This window comes from Seohaeicola saemankumensis (genome assembly GCF_042678485.1).
In the GTDB taxonomy this organism is placed as follows: Bacteria; Pseudomonadota; Alphaproteobacteria; order Rhodobacterales; family Rhodobacteraceae; genus Seohaeicola; species Seohaeicola saemankumensis.
In genome coordinates, this window is the sequence record NZ_JBHTKR010000001.1 from 19,036 (window position 1) to 37,260 (window position 18,225).

Annotated in this window: 18 protein-coding genes; 11 read left to right on the forward strand and 7 right to left on the reverse strand. The window is 64.5% G+C overall.

Annotated features, from left to right (window positions below; translation table 11 throughout):
* Positions 1-30: 30 nt before the first annotated feature.
* A complete protein-coding gene (locus tag ACFQ3C_RS00080; protein WP_380787964.1) occupies positions 31-1,323 on the reverse strand; it encodes a hydroxymethylglutaryl-CoA reductase, degradative in 1,293 nt (430 codons plus the stop codon).
* Between the two features lie 136 nt (positions 1,324-1,459).
* A complete protein-coding gene (locus tag ACFQ3C_RS00085; RefSeq protein WP_380787966.1) occupies positions 1,460-2,002 on the reverse strand; it encodes a cysteine hydrolase family protein in 543 nt (180 codons plus the stop codon).
* A 254-nt stretch (positions 2,003-2,256) separates the two neighbouring features.
* Between ACFQ3C_RS00085 and ACFQ3C_RS00090 the strand changes: the two genes are divergently transcribed.
* Together ACFQ3C_RS00090 and ACFQ3C_RS00095 are read left to right on the forward strand one after the other, a co-directional pair.
* A complete protein-coding gene (locus ACFQ3C_RS00090; protein WP_380787968.1) occupies positions 2,257-2,643 on the forward strand; it encodes a RidA family protein in 387 nt (128 codons plus the stop codon).
* A gap of 105 nt (positions 2,644-2,748) precedes the next feature.
* Entirely contained in the window at positions 2,749-3,117 is a 369-nt protein-coding gene (locus ACFQ3C_RS00095) for a hypothetical protein (protein ID WP_380787970.1), read from the forward strand.
* A 92-nt stretch (positions 3,118-3,209) separates the two neighbouring features.
* On the opposite strand, the gene ACFQ3C_RS00100 is transcribed toward ACFQ3C_RS00095, so the two are convergent.
* The 4 genes from ACFQ3C_RS00100 to ACFQ3C_RS00115 form a co-directional block, all read right to left on the reverse strand.
* Positions 3,210-3,905, reverse strand: a complete 696-nt coding sequence (locus tag ACFQ3C_RS00100) for an ATP-binding cassette domain-containing protein (protein WP_380787972.1) — start codon at positions 3,903-3,905, stop codon at positions 3,210-3,212.
* Positions 3,906-3,913: 8 nt separating this feature from the next.
* Positions 3,914-5,086 (reverse strand): FtsX-like permease family protein, encoded by a 1,173-nt coding sequence (locus ACFQ3C_RS00105; RefSeq protein WP_380787974.1) that lies wholly within the window; start codon positions 5,084-5,086, stop codon positions 3,914-3,916.
* Positions 5,083-6,306, reverse strand: a complete 1,224-nt coding sequence (locus ACFQ3C_RS00110; RefSeq protein ID WP_380787976.1) for an HlyD family efflux transporter periplasmic adaptor subunit — start codon at positions 6,304-6,306, stop codon at positions 5,083-5,085. Before ACFQ3C_RS00110 ends, ACFQ3C_RS00105 begins: the two co-directional genes overlap by 4 nt.
* Before the next feature lie 179 nt (positions 6,307-6,485).
* The gene (locus ACFQ3C_RS00115) at positions 6,486-7,400 is read right to left on the reverse strand and encodes an SMP-30/gluconolactonase/LRE family protein (protein WP_380787978.1); all 915 of its coding nucleotides are present in this window, start codon (positions 7,398-7,400) and stop codon (positions 6,486-6,488) included.
* 200 nt (positions 7,401-7,600) lie between these two features.
* On the opposite strand from ACFQ3C_RS00115, the gene ACFQ3C_RS00120 reads away from it, so the two are divergent.
* Positions 7,601-8,371: an SDR family oxidoreductase gene (locus ACFQ3C_RS00120; RefSeq protein WP_380787980.1), complete on the forward strand. Its 771-nt coding sequence runs from the start codon at positions 7,601-7,603 to the stop codon at positions 8,369-8,371.
* A gap of 105 nt (positions 8,372-8,476) precedes the next feature.
* On the opposite strand, the gene ACFQ3C_RS00125 is transcribed toward ACFQ3C_RS00120, so the two are convergent.
* Positions 8,477-10,513 carry a 4Fe-4S binding protein gene (locus tag ACFQ3C_RS00125; protein WP_380787982.1) on the reverse strand — a complete coding sequence of 679 codons (2,037 nt, stop codon included), beginning with the start codon at positions 10,511-10,513 and terminating at the stop codon, positions 8,477-8,479.
* A gap of 112 nt (positions 10,514-10,625) precedes the next feature.
* Here ACFQ3C_RS00125 and ACFQ3C_RS00130 point away from each other — a divergent pair, with 112 nt between their 5' ends.
* The 8 genes from ACFQ3C_RS00130 (at position 10,626) to ACFQ3C_RS00165 (ending at position 18,211) form a co-directional block, all read left to right on the forward strand.
* Complete coding sequence (locus tag ACFQ3C_RS00130) at positions 10,626-11,354, forward strand: biotin/lipoate--protein ligase family protein (protein ID WP_380787984.1); 729 nt, start codon at positions 10,626-10,628, stop codon at positions 11,352-11,354.
* Positions 11,351-11,920 carry a DUF6505 family protein gene (locus tag ACFQ3C_RS00135; protein WP_380787986.1) on the forward strand — a complete coding sequence of 190 codons (570 nt, stop codon included), beginning with the start codon at positions 11,351-11,353 and terminating at the stop codon, positions 11,918-11,920. Before ACFQ3C_RS00130 ends, ACFQ3C_RS00135 begins: the two co-directional genes overlap by 4 nt.
* Positions 11,917-12,936, forward strand: a complete 1,020-nt coding sequence (locus ACFQ3C_RS00140) for a DUF6352 family protein (RefSeq protein WP_380787988.1) — start codon at positions 11,917-11,919, stop codon at positions 12,934-12,936. The genes ACFQ3C_RS00135 and ACFQ3C_RS00140 overlap by 4 nt, the downstream gene beginning before the upstream one ends.
* A complete protein-coding gene (locus tag ACFQ3C_RS00145; protein ID WP_380787990.1) occupies positions 12,936-13,472 on the forward strand; it encodes a DUF3305 domain-containing protein in 537 nt (178 codons plus the stop codon). The genes ACFQ3C_RS00140 and ACFQ3C_RS00145 overlap by 1 nt, the downstream gene beginning before the upstream one ends.
* Positions 13,469-14,146 (forward strand): DUF3306 domain-containing protein, encoded by a 678-nt coding sequence (locus ACFQ3C_RS00150; RefSeq protein ID WP_380787992.1) that lies wholly within the window; start codon positions 13,469-13,471, stop codon positions 14,144-14,146. Before ACFQ3C_RS00145 ends, ACFQ3C_RS00150 begins: the two co-directional genes overlap by 4 nt.
* A 156-nt stretch (positions 14,147-14,302) precedes the next feature.
* The gene (locus ACFQ3C_RS00155; RefSeq protein ID WP_380787994.1) at positions 14,303-14,962 is read left to right on the forward strand and encodes a TorD/DmsD family molecular chaperone; all 660 of its coding nucleotides are present in this window, start codon (positions 14,303-14,305) and stop codon (positions 14,960-14,962) included.
* A gap of 75 nt (positions 14,963-15,037) precedes the next feature.
* A complete protein-coding gene (locus ACFQ3C_RS00160) occupies positions 15,038-15,247 on the forward strand; it encodes a hypothetical protein (protein WP_380787996.1) in 210 nt (69 codons plus the stop codon).
* A gap of 3 nt (positions 15,248-15,250) precedes the next feature.
* Positions 15,251-18,211 (forward strand): formate dehydrogenase subunit alpha, encoded by a 2,961-nt coding sequence (locus ACFQ3C_RS00165; RefSeq protein ID WP_380787998.1) that lies wholly within the window; start codon positions 15,251-15,253, stop codon positions 18,209-18,211.
* Positions 18,212-18,225: the final 14 nt, after the last annotated feature.

The following is an 18,225-nucleotide window of genomic DNA, read 5'->3' on the forward strand; positions in this document are numbered from 1 at the left end:
CGCGCCTGTCATGCGCCGCCGGTCGGCGCCTTATAATTCGGCCAGCTTTTCCCTGGCTGCATCGACACTCACGCGCCCTTCGGCGGCGATGGCTCTTGCAACCGTTTCGATCTGCGCGCCGGTCGCCCCCGCCAGGATGGCGATATTGCGCGCATGCAGCGCCATGTGGCCCTTCTGGATCCCTTCGCTGGCCAGGGCCCGCAAGGCGGCCATGTTCTGGGCAAGCCCGACGGCCACGGTCACTTCGGCCAGTTCCTGCGCGGAAGTGACGCCCAGAACGCGCAGGGCGGCCTGTGCTGCGGGATGGGTTTTCGTGGCCCCGCCCACCAGGCCCAGCGCCATGGGCATCTCGATCGTGCCTGTCAGCGCCCCGTTCGCGCCACGCTCCCATGTCGTCAGCGAGGTATATCGACCACTGCGGGCGGCCCAGGCATGGGCGCCCGCCTCGATGGCGCGCCAGTCGTTGCCGGTGGCCACCACAACCGGATCAATGCCGTTCATGATGCCCTTGTTATGGGTGGCGGCGCGGTAGGGATCGATCTGGGCCAGGGCATAGGCCTCCAGCATGGCGTCGATCAGATCGGCGCCATCGAGTGTGTCGGTGCTCAGGGCCTGCGGCGTCAGTGTCACGGATGCGCGCGCCAGACGACGGTCGGCAAGGTTGGACAGGATACGCAACCGGGTGTGGCCGCCGGCAATCTCGGCCACCCTGGGTGCGATCGCCTCGGCCATGGTGTTGACCGTATTGGCCCCCATCGCATCGCGCACATCGACCAGAATATGCAGAACCGCCATCGCCCCCACGGCCGAGGTTTCGAAGACATGCACCTCGATCCCGATGCAACCGCCGCCCAGGCCCACCAGAACCTTGTCGCGGGCGTTGCACATCTGGCGCAGTTCGTCCTGGGCCGCCAGCAGGCGATGGCGCGCGCCCTGCGGGTCCGTCAGGCCCAGGATCTGCACCTGGGCCCGCATCACCGGCTGGTCGGACGAGGTGAAGAACCCGCCACAGCCGCGCGCGATCTTGGCCATATAGGAGGCCGCAGCCACGACCGAGGGTTCTTCGACCACCATGGGGATCAGGTAATCCCTGCCGTTCACGCGGAAATTCGACGCCACCGCCAGCGGCAGCTCGAATTTTCCGATCACGTTTTCGATCATCCCGTCAGCCAGCTGCATCGGCAGCACATCGCGCCCCGCCAGTGTGGCGCGGTCTGCATCGCTCAGGCCCACGGCCTGCGCCAGCATCTCCAGCCGCGCGTCAGGATCAAGGCGGCGCAGGTTCTCAAGCCGCGAGTCGATCGGCGTTCTGTCCTTGGTCATTTGTGTCAGCGTCCCCGTTTGTCACCGCCAAGACTAAGCGCAGATCGCGGCGGCTGCCTAGCTGCAGTTTCGCGAAACGGTGGGCTGTCCGTGGTCCGACGCAAGCCATCACGGGCCGCGCCGGACAGCCGGACCGTCAGGCACCAAGACAGGTTTGCGTGTTCACGACCTTTGCATAGGTGCCATTCAACGCGCCCATCATGGTCGTGTGGACCTGTGCGGCCGGAATCGTGGTGTCGCCAAAGGTCACATCCCTTGCGCCGCAGGCATCTTCGACCACGGTCACGTCAAAGCCGAAATCGCGGGCGGCGCGGGCCGTGGCATCAATGCACATCTGTGACATGGCCCCGCAGATCGTGACGGACTCGATCCCGTTTTCGCGCAAAAGCGCCTCAAGGCCCGTCTGGTGGAAACTGTTGGGTCTGTGCTTCAGGACCGTCGCTTCACCATCTTGCGGAGCCACGACCTGGTTGATCGCGGCGCCTTGCGTTCCGGTCACGAAGAAAGGCCCGCCTGCGGGCATTTCGTGATGCACATGAATGACCATCTCGCCCTTGCTGCGCGCATCCGCAAGCAACCTGGCCGCGTTCCGGCCGACCTCGGCCATCTTCGCCACGGGCCATTTGCCGCCTTCGAAATAGTCATTCTGGATATCGACAAGGATCAGTGCGTTTTTCATTTTCTACCCGATGGTCAGTGTTGGATGTCATAAGCGACGCGACCGGCATTTCGGCGGCGTCCGCCCTGTTCGCGCATGTCGTGCCATGTCGTGCCACCGTTCAAGTTGTAGCACGATCCCTGCGTGAACCAAGAACAACACGGCGTCCTTGCCGTTTGCCATGGCAGTTTGGCCTGGATGTGCATGGACAAGTCGGGTTTCAGGGGTCACGCTTTGACGGCGCCACGCAGAGCAATCGCAAAAGGAGTTTGGCCATGAACAGAACCATTCAGACAGACAAGGCGCCCCCGTCCTTTTCCCATTACAGCCAGGCGGTCGAGGTCCCGGCGAATGCCAGGATGCTGTTTGTCTCTGGCCAGGTCGGTGCCCAGCCTGACGGTCAGATCCCCGAGAATGCCGAACAGCAGCATGAACTTGCGTGGCGGAATGTCTTTGCCATTCTGGACGCGGCCGGGATGAAAAAGACCGACATCGTGGATGTCTTTGCGATCGTGACATCGCAGGACGGGATCAAGATCTTCCGCGAGGTCCGGGACAGGTTGTTCGACGGACACCTTGCCTGTTCGACCATCATGATTGCAGGACTTGCCAGCCCTGACTGGAAAATCGAAATCGCGGTGCGCGCGGCAAAGGCGGATTAGTCCCGTCCCGGTCTGCGCCGCGTGGCAAGGATCCAGCCGTCGTGTCGGGGGCGATAGCTGGTGACGGCAGGCCGCATCACAGGGGCAGGCTTGCCATGATGCAGGGTGCGGATCTACAATGAGGGCACTTCGGAAATGCGCGGTATTGACGGGAGTCATGAAATGCATGCGGATCTTGCCGCCAGACGTCGCCTTCTGTTGCTGGCCTACCGGCGTTACATGGAAGCCGATCGTTGCTGGAGTGTCGCCATCGAGGACATGAAAACCTGGTTCCCGACAGAGGGCGCGTCCAGGCTATCACGTATCGGTCATCCGGGTTCGCCCATTCGCCTGCTGTATGAGCAGCGCGAAAAAGCCATATCCCGGCTGGAGACGGCGCGGATCAAGCTGGAAGTCGGGAAACGGCGTCTGGCTGAACAGCGCGGGCGAACCGGGACCCGGACGATCCTTCTACTCACGGCGGCCAGCGACTAGGTGAAAGACGCCGCCGGCGATCGTGTCGGTGGTCACAGCCTTCTTTGACAGCCCCCGGTGGTTGATCTTCGGGGTCGCTGGCATGTGCCTTGTCAGCCGCGTTCTTCGATCTTGACGATCCGCCCGTCCTCCAGCGTCAGGATGCGGTCGGCGCGATCAAGAATGCGGGGGTCATGGGTGACCAGCAAGGTGGTGGTCCCGCGCGCGCGGCCCATTCGCTTGATCAGATCGACGACATCGGCGGCGCTGTCCTTGTCCAGGGCTGCGGTGGGTTCATCGGCCAGCACAAGCGCCGGGTTGCCCACCAGCGCACGGGCGACAGCCACCCGCTGTTTCTGGCCACCTGACAGGTTGGCCGGCAGATAGCGGGTGCGGTCTGCCAGCCCGACCAGACCAAGCGCGTGGATGGCCGCCTGTTCCGCCATGGTTTCCGGCACACCTGGATGCACCTGCAGGCCCATGATCACGTTCTGCGCGGCTGTCAGGCTTTCATGCAGGTTATGGGCCTGGAAGATGAAACCCAGCCTGCGGCGCAGGGCGATCAACCTGTCCTCGGCGGCGCCGTTCAACTCCTGCCCCATCAGCAGGACGGACCCGTCCTGCACGGCGCGCAGGCAACCGACCAGCGTCAGCACGGTGGTCTTGCCCGATCCCGAAGGCCCCATCAGCACCGTGAAGCTGCCGCGTTGCAGCGTCAGGGTGACGTCGAACAGCGCCTGCTTGCGGGCATCGCCGCTGCCGAACCAGTGGTTCAGCCCCGTGGTTGCGATGATGGGGGTGTCGCGCATGGCAGGCCTCAGAACAGGTCGGCCGGGTCGGCCGCTGCCAACCTGCGGGTGGCGATGGCGCCGGACAGGGCCGAGAACAGGATGGTGCCAAGAAAGACGCTGATCGCCATGAAGGGCGTCATCGTCAAGGGCAGGGTGGTGATCGCGCCCATCAGCGTCAGGATGGCCGTGCCGACGATCAACCCGGGGATGAACCCCATGATGCCCAGAACCAGCGCCTCCTCCAGCACGATGCCCAGGAAAAAGCGCGGAGCATAGCCCATGGCCTTGAAGGTTGCATATTCGCGCAGGTGATCGGCCACATCGGTCGACAGCACCTGATACACGATCACCAGCCCGACCAGCACCCCGATCAGCACCCCGAAACCAAAGATGATGCCCGTCGGGCGGCGCGTCTGCTGATAGCGCAGATCCTCCTGCGCCGCGTCGGCATAGCTGCGGATCCGCAGGCTGGGGTCCGAGATCAGGGTCTTGAGCCGCGCGATCACCTGCGACGGGTCGGCACCGGGCCGCAGGGTCAGCAGGATGTGATCGGGCGCGTTGGAACTGCGGGCAGGAAACAGCGCCAGAAAGGTCTGGTCCGACACCAGCATGTAGCCATCGCCGCCAAAGCCCCCGCCGCCCGCGAAGGTCGCATAGGCCGTCAGGGTCCGGCCCTGGGTCTCGAAGGACAGAGGGCTTTGCGGGCGGATCGCCGCGGCCTCGTTCCGGGCCAGCCCGCGCGCCAGCCGGTCCAGCATGGCCGCGTCCTGCACCTGCAGCAAGGATGCGTCGGCGGCGATGTCAGAGGCCAGGAATGCAGGATGCGCCGGGTCGACCCCGAATGTGGCAAAGGTGATGTCCTTGGTCGCGCGGTCCCAGGGCACATTGCCAAGGAACAGCCCCATGCCATCCGTCACATCGGGATCGGCCATGGCCTGCAACAGCCATTGGCGGGCGACATTGCCGCCCTCGTTGAAGGCATTGGCGTCCTCGGCCGAAATCATCAGGTCGGCCTGGAAGAATTCATAGGGCCGCAGCGTCGCCGCGGCCATCGAGTTCATGATCCCAAGCTGGACAAAGACCAGCACATTGGCAAAGGCCACCCCGGCAAGCGCCGCGGCGAAACGGGTGCGGTTATGCGTCAGTTGCAACCATCCGATCGGCAGGCGTCCGAAAAGCCGCCGCAAGAGCCAGCTCATCGCGGCACCCTTGCGCCGGCGGTGGTGTCGATCCGGGCGATGACCTCAAGGTTGGTGAACCGCGCCGCCAGTTCCGAGGATGGCTGATCAAGCGCCACCATGACCCGGATGACGCGGGCATCCTTGTTCTCGGCCGCATCGTCCGAGATCATGCCCTGTCGCCCGACGGTCAGGCCGATGCTGTCGACGCGGCCGTGCAGGGTCTGGCCCAGGGCGACCGTGACCAGTTCGACGGGCTGGCCCTGCGCCACGGCGCTGATCCGGTCCTGCCAGATTTCGACCTCGGCCATCATCTGGCTGGTATCGCCCATCTCCATGATCCCCTGCGCCGGGGGACGCTGTCCTGGGGTGGCGTGGATGTCCAGGATGGTGCCGCTGATCGGGGCCACCACCGCCGCCCGGTCCAGGTCCAGCTTCGCGCGGGCCAGTTCGGCCCTGGCCGCGTCCACATTCCGCGCGGCCACCACGACATCGGGCTGGTCATCCAGCGCCACGGCCGAGAACCGTTTCAGTGTCGCCTCGGCCCTTGTGACGGCCAGTGTCGCCTGGGCCGCCGCAGTACGCATCGCGTCCAGCGTGGCCTCGGTCGCCACGCGGCGCTGGAACAATTCCTCGGTGCGGGCCAGGCTGCTGGCGGCCTCGGCTGCGTTTGCCGCCGCCTGATCAAGGGCCGCCTGCGCCTCGTCCCGGCTTGCCGCCACGGCGGCGCGGGTCTGCATCAGTGCGGCCTCGCGAATGGCCAGATTGGCCTCGGCCATCAGCACGGCGCTGTCCAGCGCGCTGCGGTTGTCCAGCCAGGCCAGCGGCGCACCCTTTTCGACCTGGTCGCCGATCGCCACGAGGATCCCGGACAAGCGGGCGTCCCCCGCACCATAGGGGGCTGCCACGATCGAGATATCGCCGCGCGGAAGGATGCGGGCCAGCCCCACCACATCGCTGGGCAGCATCGTCTCGGCCATCCTGGGTGGCAGGTCGATGTCTGGTGGCAGTGCTATGGGCCTATCCGATCCGCCACCGGGTTGCAGACCCGTCAGGGCGTAGAATTTCTGCAGGGCGGGCGGCTGGAAATAAAGCCCGATCACCGCGCCTGTAAACATGAAAACCGGGATCAGCAGCACCAAAAGCCATCGTTTGCTGAAATATCGCCGGGGCCGGGGCGTTGCGCTGCGCTCCGACAGGCCCAGATCAAGGGGCAGATCGGCTGGGGATTCGGGCGTCATGGATGCAACCTCTGGCTTGTTCCTGTTCCTTCCGGTGCAGCGCTGGGCGCCTTGCGGAAACGATACAGCGGCCCGCCTTGCAGGGGACCGTCACGACCACACCCTAGTCGCTGGGGAACGTTCGGCCTTGATCTCTGTCAGAAACGCAGCAACCGCGCGCTTGACGCGTGTCGCCCGGTCTAGCGGTTGAAATGCAGCCGCAGGCCGGGGCTTGGCCAGCGGGCATGGTAAAGGCATCCGGTGCCGGATGCCGTGATCCAGGCATCGCACATGTCCGGGCCGCCAAAGCAGATATTGGTGATATAGGGATCGCCGGGGCCTGCGATGAATGTGACAGGCCCGCCGTCTGGCGGCACCACGCTGATCCCGCCACGCATCAGCGTGGCGACGCAGATCCTGCCATCGGCCTGAACCGCCAGACTGTCCAGCAGCTGATAGTCGGGCAGGGTGGCCACCAGCCGCCCCGGCATGGTGAAGGGGTGGGGGGCAATCTGGCCGGGCGCGACCAGATCGAAGCTCCAGACGCGGCCGGTACGTGTCTCTGCCACATGCACCGTCTTGCCATCGGGCGACAGGCCAATGCCATTCGGCGTGATCATGGGGGCGTTGACGCGGCGGATATGGCTGTCGTCGGCCCTGGCGTAGTAGAACGCGCCGTGATGCACGTATTCGGTCGTCGATTTGCCCAGGTCGGTAAAGTAGAAGCCGCCCTGCGCGTCAAAGACGATATCGTTTGGCCCTCGCAGGGGCTGGCCGTCGCAACTGTCATAAAGCGTCTCAAACGCGCCGGTGTGCGGATCGACCCGCTGGATCGACCCGGTGACATAGTCATCAGGGGTGCCGATGGGCCGTGTGATGCCATTCGTCCCGGTCCATAGAAAGCCGCCGTTGTTGCAGACATAGATCATGCCATCCGGGCCCACTGCCGCCCCGTTCGGCCCGCCGCCGAGATGGGCAATCGTGTCGATCCGTCCATCGGGTTGCACCCGCGACAGGGTTTGCCGCTGGATTTCCACCAGAATGACGGATCCATCGGCCATGGCGATCGGCCCTTCCGGGAATTTCAGCCCGTCACATACCTGTGTCAGTTTCATCTGCGGCCTTCCTTGTGCATCATCCCCTTGCTGGTGCGATAGTCTCACCAACACACCGCCGCGTCAGCAAAAAACGCGGCGCGGCCTGTTGCGCCGGGGCCTGCCTTGCGGATTGCCGGTTCAACAGGGCCAGCGGTGGACATGTCGCGGCATGTGTGAATTTCTGGACCCCAATACATTTTGCATCACGGGAGGATGACATGGGAACCTTGGATGGGAAGCTGGCCTGGATCACAGGGGCCGGGGGCGGCATCGGCGAGGCCTCGGCCAAGGCCCTGGCGGCCAGCGGTGCCACGGTCGTGCTGTCAGGGCGGCGACTGGAGGAGCTGGAGCGCGTTGCCGCCGAAATCGCAGCCGACGGCGGCAAGGCCGAGGCGGCACAGCTTGACGTGACCGATGCCGCGGCCACCCAGGCGATTGCCGATGATCTTGCCCGCCGCTTCGGGGCGGTCGACATCTTCATGGCGAATGCCGGTATCAACGTGCCCAACCGCGCCATGGGCGCGATCACGGCCGCAGATTTCGCAAGGGTCGTCGATATCAATCTCACCGGGGTCATGAACGGGGTGCTGGCGGTTTTGCCCCAGATGCGGGCCAAGGGTGGCGGCACGCTGATCCTGACCTCGTCCTGGGCGGGGCGCTATCCGTCGCGTCTGACCGGGCCGGCCTATAGCGCCTCGAAACACGCGGTGGTCTCGCTGAGCCATTCGATCAACCAGGATGAAGGCCGCAACGGGATCCGCTGCACGGCGCTGATGCCCGGCGAGGTGGCGACGCCCATCCTCAAACTGCGCCCCAAACCGCCATCGCCCGAGGATGTCGCGCGCATGCTGAAGGCCGAGGACCTGGGCGCGATCGTGCGATACATTGCCGAAGCACCGGCCCATGTCTGCCTGAACGAGATCCTGATCAGCCCCACATGGAACCGCAGCTTCATCGGCATCGCCGAGGTGGAAGGCGCGAAACCCTAACCGCGCCGCTTGCGCTGTCGCCGCGCGCAGGTCGATGCGGCCATGCACAGGCCCCCATGCACAGGCCCGCATGCACAGGCCCCTTGGCGGCGCGTGTCCGCGGGATCAGGTCTTGCCGCGATCCTTGTCGCCGGGCAGGTAATCCGCACGGGTTCTGACCTTGCGGGTGCTGTCGTCATGCGGATCGAAACCCTGTTTGACGATTTCCTCAACCCGGCAATTTTCGCACATTGTCAGCACGTTAAGCCGCTGCGCCCCGTCCTCGCCGCGGAACATCCAGTGGTCGGCAAGCCGGGACTGGATCCGCGCGATACCGGACCGCGTGGCGAAGGCCGTGCCGCAGATGGTGCAGCAGAACGGCGGTTCCTCATGCAGGATTTGGCGCGGGGTGTCCCAGGCGGCGAAGTCCAGTTGCGGCGTCAGGGTGATCGCGTTTTCCGGGCAGGTGGCCGCGCACAATCCGCATTGCACGCAGGCGCTTTCGGTAAAGCGCAGCATCGGGGTCTCGGGGTTGTCCAGCAGCGCGCCGGCGGGGCAGACCCCGGTGCAGGCCTGGCAGAGGGTGCAGGCGTCGGTATCGACGGTGACGCTGCCAAAGGGCGCACCCTTGGCCAGTGGCAGCACCGCGGCGGGTGTCGGCGCTGCGCGGTTCATCTCGGCAAATGCCATCACCAGAAGCCCGCGCTTGTCTGCCGGCGGCAAAAACCCCGAGGGGGTCGCGGGGGCAGGTGCGACGGCCAGATCGGCCAGCGCCGCCTCCAGCGCGTCGGGGTCATCCGTCTCGATCAGGGTGACCGGGCCATGGCCCATCGCGGCGGCGATACCCGCGACAAGATCAATGCTGGCATTCAACCCATCCAGGTCATGTTTCGGCTGGGCGCGTCCCAGCAGCGCGACCCCGCCCGCCCCATAGGCAAAGGCGGCCGCCATCACCTCGGGGCCGGCTTGCGTGATCTCGTTCAGACCCAGCGGGATCACATGGGCGGGCAGGCCGCGGCCATAGCGCCCGGCGGCGTTGATCAGCGGCTCGCCATGGTCGGCGTCATGCAGCAGAACGACCGGCGCGGTCTTTGCCCCGGCGGCATACCAGGCCTTGAGGGCGGCGCGCAGCCGCGCGGCGACCGTCGTGACATCCGGCAGCGCATAGGATGCGGCCCCCGTCGGGCAGGCGGCGGCGCATTGTCCGCAACCGGCGCAGATCGCGGGATCTATCTGCACGCTGTCGCCATCGGGCGTGATCGCCCCCGTGGGGCACAGCGACAGGCAACGGGTGCAGCCGGTGATGCCATTGCGCGAATGGGCGCAGAGATCCGCCAGAAAGTCGATGAACACGGGCTTGTCGAATTGCCCGACCATCTGGCCCGCCTTTGCGATCACCTCGGCCACGGCCCTGGGGTCTTTCGGATCGGCCCGCAGATAGCCGGGGCGCAGATCATGCGCGGCGAACAGCGGCTGTCCCCCGGTCAGGTCCACGATCAGATCCGCGCGCGAGGTTGCGCCATTACGCCCGGCGCCGAATTTCAGCGTTTCGCGCGACGACGGGGCGGGCACGGCATAGTCATCGACCGACAGTGTGAATTCGCCCAGGTGGCCGGTCGCGGAGCGGATACGGCCTTGCAGCACCGGAAAGCGGGTCTGGCGCGGCGGGGACAGCTTTGCACCGGGTTGCATCAGCACGGTGATGTCCAGCTGGTCGGCCAGTGCCGCGGCGGCGTCAATCGCCACCTCGTCGCGGCCAAGGATCAGCGCCACGCCGTTGCTTTCCAGCGTGGTCACGCCGAAAGGCGCAGGCGTGACGGCGGCGGCGGCAATCATCGCGGCCATCTTGGGGCCACTGGCCTTTGCTTCGGCGGTCCAGCCGGCGGTTTCGCGGATATTGGCGAAAGACAGCGCCACATCAGGCGCTTCATCGGCGGCGATTTCCGAAAACAGGGGCGCTTCCTGCGTGCAGGCCACGGTCACGGGCAGGCCTTTGGCCAAGGCGGCGCGGAAGTGATCCAGGTTGGCCCGGCACAGTTGTGTGACGGATCCGGCCCCACCGCATCCGGCCCTGGTCAAGGCGCCTTCGTCCGGCACCATGGTGCCTTCGCAGGTGCAGGTCAGGACTGTCCGGTTCGATCTGGCATTGGTCGTCATGGTCATGGGGGGGCCCGGTCTGATCTATAACTCTGTTGCGTGGTTCTGACTGCTCTTGCAGTTGGTGGCAAGTGCGTTAAAAACGGATTGTATACGATTTTGACAAGGATAGGCCGCGGTGCTCGACAATCATTCAGCGCCCCGTGCTCTTGTGCTGCCGCCGCCCTACGCGGCGCATTGGCTGGCGCAGGGGGACACGCAGACCAAGGCATGTGTCATGGCGCCAGAACATGGCGCCGGGACCCTGGTATGGCATTGCAGCCAGCCCCGGGACGGGCGCCGCCCGTCCACGGCCGGCCGCTTCGATTTCGCGGTTGTTCTTGAGCCGGATGTCCCGCTGATCGAGGCGCGCAAGGCCTTCGTGCTGGGGATGCTGGCGCTGGGCGATGCCCTGGCCGCGCATTGCCCGCCCGAGCGTGCCGTCAGCTTTGGCTGGCCCGGCGAGGTGCGGCTTGATGCGGGTCGCCTTGGCGGCATGCGTCTGCACCTGCCCGACGGCGTGGCAGAGGACGAGGTGCCGGACTGGATGGTTCTGGGGGTCGAGCTGATCGCGGATCGCGACAATCTGACGGCCCCGGGCAGCAAGCCCGATTCTGTTTCCCTGAAAGAGGAAGACTTTACCGATCCGCCCGCGATCCTGGAAAGTTTCGCCGCCTATCTGATGCTGAACTTCGACCGTATGGCCCATGGCGGGTACGAGGCTCTGGCCCTGCGCTACGGCGAAAGGCTCGCCGCTGGCGGAACGATGGCAGCGGCGGTCGATCTGCGGGATGCAGACGGGCTGGCGCGCCTTGGCGAGGCGTTGCACCTGACGCCCTGGCGCGATGATACCGGGCCAAGGCTGTGATCCGTCTGCCCCGCACCATCCGGCTTGACCGTTCCGACGAGGTGGTGTTCGCGCAGGCCGCAACGCCCGGTGAATGGGCGGTGCCGGGGACATTCCTGTTCGCGGGACGCGATCCCGACACCCTGGGCCGCAAGGAACAGATCGCCTTTCGCTCGGGCCTGCTGGGTGTGGAAAGCTTTGGCTGGTCAACCTTGGTGACGGTGACCTTTGCCCGCCCCTCGGACCGCGACGAGGCGCTTGAGATACTGGCCCGCCAGCTGATCGACAAGCTGGGCGCGCCAGACATGGCCGCAGCCCTTCCCGCGGCGGAAGAAGAGCTGACATTGGCAGAGGATCTGTGCCGTGGTCATGCCGAAGGCACGTTGATCGCCCTGCACCGCACCCAGGCTGACGGTGGTATCCGGGAACAGTTTCGCACCCTGAAACCACGCGATACGACGGCCTTTTCGGCCGGCTATCTGAGCGGGCACGACAAGGCGTTTCACATAGTGGAAACCGACGAGGACGACGAAGAGGCCGACCGTTTCGATCTGGCCGCTTTCATGGAAGAAAAGAGCACATCATGAGGGAATTCTGGGTCGCCTCCGGCCATCATCTGACACGGTTGGACGCAACCGGCAGGATGCAGGTCACGGATGAACTGATCCTGGCCTGGCTTGCCCGGCCCGAGATCGTGCCGCCTGCTGACGCCTGTGCCGCCGAACGCGCGCTGCATGCCCGGCTTGTGGCGACGCCGCGGGCGCAGGTCTCGGTGATGGAGCGGGCCAATATCAAGGATCCCGATGCGCGCGAAAACTGGGAGTTCCTGCTGACCCTGCGCGACAGGCTTCTGGCCGCGGGGTCGATCGAGGCCGGGTATCTGGGGCTGGTGCGCGACCGCGTGCGCCTGCCGCATCTGTTCTATGATCAGCTGGTGCAACTGATCCTGCGCAACGCTCTGGAAGGCTGCGAAGACGTGCATGTCCTGCGCGCCGCCGAGATGTTCTTTCGGCCGCAGCGCGCCTTTCTCAATGACGGGGCCCTGATGCTGGCGGATGACGAGCTGGTGACCGAGCTTGAGGGCGAAATCCACAGCAACCCGCTGTTTGCCATGATGAACGGCGGTGTCGACTCGCTTGACGTGCTGAAGGACGAAAACGCCTGGACCTATTGGAGCAGGTCTGATGCCCATACGATGGTGCTGCCCTTTGGGGCAGACCCCAAGGCACGGGCCGGTTTTGCGCGGGCGGTCGAGCGTTTCGTTCATCATCTTCTGGGCCAGCCGGTCAGCGTGACCCCGCTGCTGACAGCCCATGATGTCGATCTGCAATGGTATGTCGGCCTTGATCAGGCGGGCACCGAGGTGGGCAACGCGCTGTGGAAGGGCGAGACGCCACAGGCCGCACTTGTGGGGCTGTTTGCCCTGACCTTCGATAGTTCCGACGGGGTTCTGCCGCAGATCGGCGCGCATCCCGTTTATCTTTTTGTCGGACTGGACAGCACCAATGTCATCCGCTTCAAGCCGCAGAACCTGGTGACGGGCCTTCCGCTGCCGGGCGAGGGGATGGCCGGGGGCTTGCCCGCCGCCATGGGGCGCGCCTGATGCCGCGGGAGGTTCTGCGCCTTGCGGTTCTGGGCGTGTCCCATCCGCCCGCGAATGTCTGGGCCAAGCGGATCGTGCGCCCCGCCGCCGTGATGGCCGAGATCCCCGCGCTGGAGCGCGGTACGCTGATGACCGAACAGGGCGAGGTCCGCACCTATTACATGGGTGATCATGCCGTCGTGCTGCATTCGGGCGAAACATCGCATTACATCGACAACCTGCGCGCCGCGCGCCCCTCGCTCTGGGTGTCTTGCGACGGTGATGCGGTGCGTCTGGTCACGGCCGATCCCTATGAGGGGGAGGCCATGGCCAGCGATCCCGAAAGAATCGTCGAAGCCCTGGCCATGCCGCCTGCGGTGGCCGCGCGGATCGAGGCGTTCATCGCCGCGCATCACGTGGACGAGGTTTTCTACAAGCGTAAACGCGTGCCCGTGAACATGAAACATGATCCGCGCGCAAAGCGGATCCTGACGGAAGACGACAAATGGGTGCAATCGCGCGGCAAGGCGGGATTGCCACCAAAGGGGGAGCGATGACCGACCGCGAAGATCGCGAAGGCGGCTTTCTGCGAAACTGGTCGCGCAGAAAGCTTGCGGCCAAACGGGAACAATCGATTCCTGCTGATGAACCCGTCACGCCGGTCGAAGCCGCCGATCCGCAACTGCCCGAGGAGGCGATCGACGAGCAGGCCATCATTGATGCGCTGCCTTCACTGGACGAGATCACCGCCGGATTCGACATCAAGCCGTTCCTGGCCAAAGGCGTGCCAGCCCCGCTCAAGAATGCTGCGCTGCGCAAGCTGTGGCTGGTCAGCCCTGCGGTGCGTGATTATTCCGATCCGGCGGTGGACTACGCCTGGGATTGGAACGCGCCCGGCGGGGTGCCCGGTGGTGGCGGTGTCCTGTCCAGCCAAAGCGTCGAAAAGATGGTGAAGGATCTGATCGGAGGCAAGGCTGAACCGGAACATGATGTCGCCGACAATGCCGTCGCTGATGACGCCGTGCGACCCCGCAAGATCGCAGGGGTCGACAGCCGCGAAGAGCCATCGGAATCGCCCGAACCGCCTGCGCTGCAAGGCGACGACGCAAATACCGCGACAGATCCTGGCGAAGCCGAAAAAGCCCAGGCAGAGACCACGGAAGAACCGCCCCGCCAGGAGCGTACAGCCCTGGTGCCGCAGCGTCGGCATGGCGGGGCCATGCCCGAGTGACACGTTATTGGCATGACTGAAAAAATCGGCATCCAATGATATAAATTCGATGTCACAAATTATTGCCAAGGGTTTTGAAAAGCGTGTATACAATGTGAGTATACCATAGTGCGCGAACCCTACTTACACATCGACATACAAGAGGTTGACACCCTGATGACAGCCCGCACGGCCCCGGCTGCGCCAGCCAGACCAGAACACGAGCAGCTGCGCGCCCAGCAATGGGGGCTCATTGCGTCTTTGCTGGTCGCGGCCCCGGATCGCGCAATGCTTGATGCGCTGACGGGTCTTTCCGGCGACGACACGGCGCTGGGCCAGGCCTATTCCGTGCTTGCCAGAACGGCGGCCGAAGCGAATCCCGAGGATGTCACGCAGGAATATTTCGAGCTTTTCGTCGGTGTCGGACGCGGCGAATTGCTGCCTTTCGCATCCTTCTACATCACCGGGTTCCTGAACGAACGCCCGCTTGCCGATCTGCGGCAGGATCTTCTGCTGATGGGGGTGGAACGCGCCGCAGGCCGATTCGAGCCCGAGGATCATATCGCCAGCCTGGCCGAGATCATGTCTGGTCTTGCCGCCGGCGAATTCGACGCCAGCGTTCTGGGGTGCGGGGCCGCCGGTGAGGCGGGTTTCTTCGCGCGCCACCTTGCGCCATGGGTCGGGCAATTCTTCGACGATCTGGCCGTTGCGCCAAGCGCGCGATTCTACCGTGCGGTGGCAGAGGTGGGTCGGATCTTCACGGATATCGAAACCCGCGCCTTCGAGCTTGAAGCGGCGGCGCACCGCGGATCGGCCACGGCCGAGCGCAGAGTTTGAGACTAGGTCGTAAAGCAGAAACACCAGGCAGAGCATGAAAGCCTGCTGACACAGGACGAACGCAGGGAGGATGACATGGCTGACAGCATCAAAAAAGACAAAGGCATAGGGCGGCGCGGCTTCTTTGGCGCCGTGGCGGCCGTGGCGACGACCAGTGTGGTTGCCGGCGGCGCGCAGCCTGTCTTCGCCGAAGAAACCGGCGATGAGCGGACCAAGGCGCGGTACAAGGAAACCGAGCATGTCCAAGCCTTCTATCGCACCAACCGCTACTACAAGGGAGCATAAGACATGCTGGTCAAACGCAGATCAACGGATGCAAACCGCAGCGGCCTGGCCGCTTTTGCACAGAGCGTGTCGGCAAAGCCGGTGGATCGCCGCAGCTTTCTGAGAGCTTCCGGTCTGGCGGTCGGTGGACTTGCCGCCTTTGGGGCGATTGGCGCCTCCACGGTGCGCCGTGCCGAAGCGGGCAAGACCGATTTCAGCCAGCCGATCGAGGTGAAGACCAACATCTGCACGCATTGCTCGGTCGGTTGCACGGTGAAGGCAGAAGTGCAGAACGGTGTCTGGGTCGGTCAGGAACCGGCGTGGAACAGCCCGATCAACCGCGGCACGCATTGCGCCAAAGGCGCATCGGTGCGCGAGCTTGTGCACGGTGACCGCCGCCTGAAATATCCCATGAAGAAGGAAGGCGGCAAATGGGTCCGCATTTCCTGGGAGCAGGCGATCGACGAAATCGGCGACAAGATGCTGGACATCCGCGAGAAGAACGGCGCGGACAGCGCCTATCTTCTGGGGTCGGCCAAGTTCTCGAACGAAGGGGCCTATCTGTTCCGCAAGTTCGCCGCGTTCTGGGGCACCAACAACGTCGACCACCAGGCGCGTATCTGCCACTCGACCACCGTGGCAGGTGTTGCGAACACCTGGGGCTACGGCGCCATGACCAACAGCTACAACGACATCCGCAACTCCAAGACCATCATCTTCATGGGGTCGAACGCGGCCGAGGCGCATCCGGTGTCGCTGCAGCACATCCTGACAGGCAAGGAAACGAACCGCGCCAATGTCATCGTGATCGACCCGCGTTTCACGCGGACCGCAGCGCATGCCACGGATTACATCCGCATGCGTCCGGGCACGGATATCGCCATCATCTGGGGTATCATGTGGCATATCTTCGAGAATGGCTGGCAGGATCAGGACTATATCGACCAGCGTGTCTGGGGGATGGACCAGGTCCGCGAAGAGGTGAAGAAATATTCGCCCGAGGTGGTCGAGCGGATCACCGGCATCCCGGAGGCCGAGCTGAAGCGCGTCGCACAGACCTTTGCCACGCAGCGCCCCTCGACCTTCATCTGGTGCATGGGCGGCACGCAGCACACCGTGGGGACGGCCAACGTCCGCACCTATTGCAACCTGCTGCTGGCCACCGGCAACGTCGGTTCCGACGGCACCGGCGCCAACATCTTCCGTGGTCACTGCAACGTGCAGGGTGCTACGGACTTCGGCCTCGATATCGGGTCGCTGCCTTGCTACTACGGCCTGGCCGAAGGTGGCTGGAAGCATTGGTCCCGCGTCTGGGAAGTCCCCTACGAGTATTTCCAGTCGCGTTTTGACGAGGTGCCGGCAAAAGGCGGGCGCGACGCGCGCGACCGCAAGGCCAACATGGAAATGGCGGGCATCCCCTCGACCCGCTGGTTCGACGCGACAACGCTTGATGCGGAAGACGTCGATCAGCGCGACAACATCAAGGCGATGATCGTCTTCGGCCACGGCGGCAACACCGTGCCGCGGATGGGCGATGGTCTGAAGGGCATGAACGCGCTTGACCTGCTGGTCGTGGCTGACCCGCATCCGACGACCTTTGCCGCGCTGCATGACCGCACCGACAACACCTATCTGCTGCCGATTTCGACGCAGTTCGAATGCAGCGGCAGCCGGACGGCATCGAACCGTTCGGTCCAGTGGGGCGAAAAGGTTGTCGATCCGATCTTCGAAAGCGACAATGACTATGCGGTGATCTATCGCCTTGCGACAAAGCTCGGTTTTGCCGATCAGATGTTCAAGAACTACGAGATGGTTCAGGGCAAGTTCTCGATGGAACCGACCCCGGAATCGATCCTGCGCGAAATCAACCGCGGCGGCTGGTCCACCGGTTACACCGGACAAAGCCCCGAGCGCCTCAAGTCGCACATGGCCAACCAGGACAAGTTCGACCTGGTGACCCTGCGCGCACCTGCGGATGCCGGTGAAGTGGCTGGTGATTTCTATGGTCTGCCCTGGCCGTGCTGGGGTACGCCCGAGTTCAAGCATCCCGGAACGCATATCCTTTACAACCCGAATATCCCCGTCAAGGAAGGCGGCGGCGCGTTCCGTCCGCGCTTTGGTGTGGATCGTGAAGGCGAGACGCTTCTGGCCGAAGGCAGCTACCCGGTTGGATCCGAGATCCAGGACGGTTATCCGCAGTTCACCTATGGCGTTCTGCAGACCCTTGGTTGGGATCTGGATCTGACGCCTGACGAACTGGCCACGATCCAGCGCATCGGCGGCAACGATCCCGAGAAGATGGCTGCCGTCAGCTGGTCGACCGACCTGTCCGGTGGCATCCAGCGTGTCGCGATCGAGCATGGCTGCGTGCCCTTCGGCAACGGCAAGGCCCGCGCCGTGGCGTGGAACCTGCCCGACCCGATCCCGGTCCACCGCGAGCCGATCTATTCGCCGCGTCCCGACCTGGTGGCCGATTACCCGACCCGCGAAGACGGACGTCAGTTCCGTATGCCGAACATCGGCTTCTCGGTTCAGGCTTCGGCTGTCGAGCGCAAGCTGTCGGAAAGCTTCCCGATCGTTCTGACCTCCGGTCGTCTGGTGGAATACGAAGGCGGCGGCGAAGAGACCCGTTCGAACCCCTGGCTGGCCGAATTGCAGCAGGACATGTTCGTCGAGATCAACCCGGCGGACGCGTCTGCTCGTGGGATCACCGATGGTGGCTGGGTTTGGGTCAATGGTCCCGAAAACGGTAGCAAGGCACGGGTCAAGGCCCTTGTGACCGAGCGCGTGGCACCCGGCGTGGCATTCATGCCATTCCACTTCGCAGGTTGGTTCCAGGGTGTCGACCAGCGGGGCAACTACCCCGAGGGAACCGACCCGATCGTTCTGGGTGAAAGCGTCAACACGGTCACATCCTATGGATATGACCCTGTGACTGGTATGCATGAAGGCAAAGTGACCCTTTGCCAGATTTCTGCGGCATAAGGGAGGACAAGAAC